Origin of the sequence: Bradyrhizobium sp., assembly GCF_049512235.1 — a bacterium.
GTDB lineage: Bacteria > Pseudomonadota > Alphaproteobacteria > Rhizobiales > Xanthobacteraceae > Bradyrhizobium.
This window is the reverse complement of sequence record NZ_JBEKXH010000742.1, coordinates 1-3,417: the sequence shown is the minus strand read 5'-3', so window position 1 is coordinate 3,417 and position 3,417 is coordinate 1. Positions and strand designations below refer to the sequence as shown.

Annotated in this window: 2 protein-coding genes and 1 pseudogene; 1 reads left to right on the top strand and 2 read right to left on the bottom strand. The window is 59.9% G+C overall.

Annotated features, from left to right (window positions below; translation table 11 throughout):
• Together ABSG20_RS34695 and ABSG20_RS34690 are read right to left on the bottom strand one after the other, a co-directional pair.
• Positions 1 to 224 (bottom strand): annotated as a pseudogene (locus ABSG20_RS34695) (hypothetical protein); the annotation flags it as partial.
• Positions 225 to 282: 58 nt separating this feature from the next.
• Positions 283 to 771, bottom strand: coding sequence for a hypothetical protein (locus tag ABSG20_RS34690; protein ID WP_423868942.1), 489 nt, complete (start codon positions 769 to 771; stop codon positions 283 to 285).
• A gap of 371 nt (positions 772 to 1,142) precedes the next feature.
• On the opposite strand from ABSG20_RS34690, the gene ABSG20_RS34685 reads away from it, so the two are divergent.
• Positions 1,143 to 2,558: a caspase family protein gene (locus tag ABSG20_RS34685; RefSeq protein ID WP_423868941.1), complete on the top strand. Its 1,416-nt coding sequence runs from the start codon at positions 1,143 to 1,145 to the stop codon at positions 2,556 to 2,558.
• Positions 2,559 to 3,417: the final 859 nt, after the last annotated feature.

The following is a 3,417-nucleotide window of genomic DNA, read 5'->3' as shown; positions in this document are numbered from 1 at the left end:
GCGAAAAACTCGCCGGCCCTGATGTCGAGCGACAGCTGATCGACCGCAGGGATGCGGCCGAATGTCTTCACCACCCCCTCGATGCGCAGCAGGGGCACATCGGCGGCCAGGGCCGGCAATTCCGGCTTCGCCGGATCCATAGTCGCGATCGCCTGCGGTTCGGGCTGATACGGATCGGTGGCCGCGACAACCTGCGTTTCGCCGTTCGAAATTTCCTCAGCCATATTCCCTGCCGGCCTGATCGTGGCTGAAGCTAGCGGCGGATCGGCCGCGGCTCAAGGATCAAGTTCGTTGGGCTTTATATCTGCAAACTCCATGACTCTTTGAGTTCTCCGAGCCGTCCAAACTGCGTCTGCCTGCCGTGAAAACCATGCGAGTGCTGTGGTCCAAGTAGGAACGGGTGCCTGTGAATCTGCCACCTGCGAGCTTGCCTGAAATGGTTCCGCTTCCGTCGTTTCCATTTGCAGAACCGCTGACTGCGCCGTCCGAGGTTTGCGAGAGGTCGAATGCACCAGCCCATTCGCTGCCGTCGTCACATTTTGCGGTCCACATCCATTTTCCATTCATTGACAGCACAGGGGGTTCGTTCGCGGCAGTGGAACTTCGCTTTTTGACTTTTGCCTTTTGATGCTGCTGGCCTTCGTCACCCGACACCGACTTGTCAGTTTTCCCAATTGTCCCACCCGTCGAGCCCGCTTGAGCCAGTGCAATCCGACTCCCAGCTGACACCGACAGCAATACGCCCAGAGCAATCGCGATTGCCTTCGTCATGAGTGAAGCCCCCCCGACAGCCAAAGACAATTCGGGACGCGAACAGTTGCAATGGTCTCGGCCCCCGGAGGGTGCGCGTGTCCAACAAGATCTGAAAGTATTTATTCACAATATTTCGGAGATTCTCGGCGCTACGATTCCACCCGGTCATTCGACGGCACAGGGAGGGCATGCCGAGCCCCTCGAATTCGAAACAATGCTTTCGGGGTCGATAGGGCAGCGGTGCTGACGCATTGAAGTGCGCCTCTCGCGGCCCTCCCGCTCCGGCCGGGGCGTGTGATTTCAATCACAGAAAGATATTCCGATCGAAATTATTGTGATCGTTGGCTCGGATGCTAGGGTCCAGCTCGTTGCCGATGTGGGATTTCCTGATGCGCGCCATTGGGGCCATCTTTTTAGCGGTTTGCTCGGCCTGGCTTTTCAGTCAGCCTGCATTCGCCGAGAGGCGGGTGGCGCTGGTGATGGGCAACTCGGCCTATCAGAATGTGAGCCGGCTCGCCAATCCCACCAACGATTCCGAAGCGATGTCGGCGATCCTCAAGAAAGCCGGCTTCGATGTCGTCGAGCTCAAACGCGACCTCAATGTGAGCGAGATGCGCCGCGCTCTGCGCGATTTCTCCGACAGCGTTCGCGACGCCGATGTCGCCATCGTCTACTTCGCCGGACACGGCATCGAGATCGGCGGCACCAACTATGTGATCCCGGTCGACGCCGTGCTGGAACGCGACATCGATGCATTTGACGAAGCCATTCCGCTCGATCGAATTCTGACGGTCATCGAGCCCGCGAAGCAACTGCGGCTCGTCATCCTGGACGCGTGCCGCGACAACCCCTTCAACAAGACCATGAAGCGCACGACCGGCTCGCGCGCGATCGGACGGGGCCTGGCCAAGGTCGAGCCCGAAAGTCCGAACACGCTGGTTGCCTTCGCGGCCAAGGCCGGGTCGACCGCCTATGACGGCGACAGCAAGAACAGCCCCTTCACCGCCGCGCTGGTCAAATATCTGCCCCGCCCCGGTCTCGATCTGCGCAAGGCCTTTGGCTATGCCCGCGACGACGTCTTGAAGGCGACCAACAACAAGCAGGAACCGTTCATTGAGCTCGAGTTCTGGGAATCGATCAAGAACGAAAAGAACCCCGAGCTGTTCCAGGCCTATCTCAACCGCTACCCAAAGGGGGTCTTTGCGGATATCGCGAAAATCAATCTGCAACAGCAAAGGACGGCTGCCGTTGAATCAGCAACCGTCGAGCAACCCAGCGACAAGGTCGAACTCGGCGATCCCGCTTTGCTCCACGAAGTTCGGGAACGGCTCTATGAGCTTAACTTCGATCCGGGCCCGTTCGATGGACCGATGAGCGCGGCGGCGCATCGGGCCGTTCGGGAATTTGAACAAGCCAACAAACTTGTCTCCACCGGCGAAGTCACGCAAGGGCTGCTGCGCCGCCTGCGTGAAATCAGCGGCCTGAAGCCGTGGGGCTCCATCATCTATTCGAGGTCGACCGGCAAATGGGGCATGGCCTGGTCGCAGGATACGCGGAAAGCGGCTGTCGAGAGCGCCCGCGCATCCTGTGGCGACGCGTCACAGTGTTCGACGGAGATCAGTTTTTTCGGGACGGAATGCGGCGTCTTCGCCCACTCGGAATCGAGCTGGGCCATGGTTGCTCGGGCGGACATCCAGAAAGCCAAGGAGGACGCTGTGTCCGATTGCAGCAGGAGGGGCAAGGCGTGCCGTATCATCGCATCGGTTTGCGCCGACGGCGCGCAACGGCTGCAGGCAGCGAACTAGTACGGCGTTTCCGAAGTTCTGATCATATCGATATCGCGCGTGAGCCTGTTCCCGAGTTACCCGGCGCCGGCGCCACTATCTTCTCCCCTCCCCCCCGCGAAGCGGTGGGGAGGGGTCGGGGGTGGGGGGTCCATCGGAAGGAACCGCTGCTTCGGTGAACCATCCGCAGGAACCGCTGCTTCGGTGTACGCCGCGCCACCCCCCACCCCCGACCCCTCCCCGCCACGCGCGATGCGCGTGGGGGGAGGGGAGGAAGAGGACCGAGCGCTTGGAACTGATTGGTTTCACGGAATCGCTGCACTAGATGGACCTGGCATGACGGCGGATCACGATCCGCCCTACAAGCTTCCGCTACCGCCGCGGGGCTTCAAGGTGTGCTTTGGAACCCTAAACGATGGTAATGATTTGAGGTCGACGACGGGTGAACGCACCTGACTGCTGTTAATTCGGGCGCCGTTCACAGCTTTCAACCGTCGCTCTGCGAGCTTCGGCGGATGGGTCGGCTCCATATCCTTGGACCATCTCGCGCGCGTCATGCGAACCGATTGCGGCGATCATGAACAGATGCCGGTGATTTGCCCGACGTGCCAATTTTTTTCTTGTCCGCCGAGTCTTCGGATGACGCCAAGCAAAAAGGCACGTGCCCGACGGGCCAGATCTGGTGTGATTTGGGTTGTCAAGCCCCAATGTAAAAAATATTACCGTTTACTTTTTGTTCGAATCAGTTATAGTCCCACCTGTCTCGTTCCAGATGAGGGGCGTATCGCGATCGTCAGACACGCGGGATGAGATGCGGTGGACGCGGCAGCGTCGGGCGTGGCCAGGACATGGCAGGGCAGGATGTACATTGAGGTCGCCT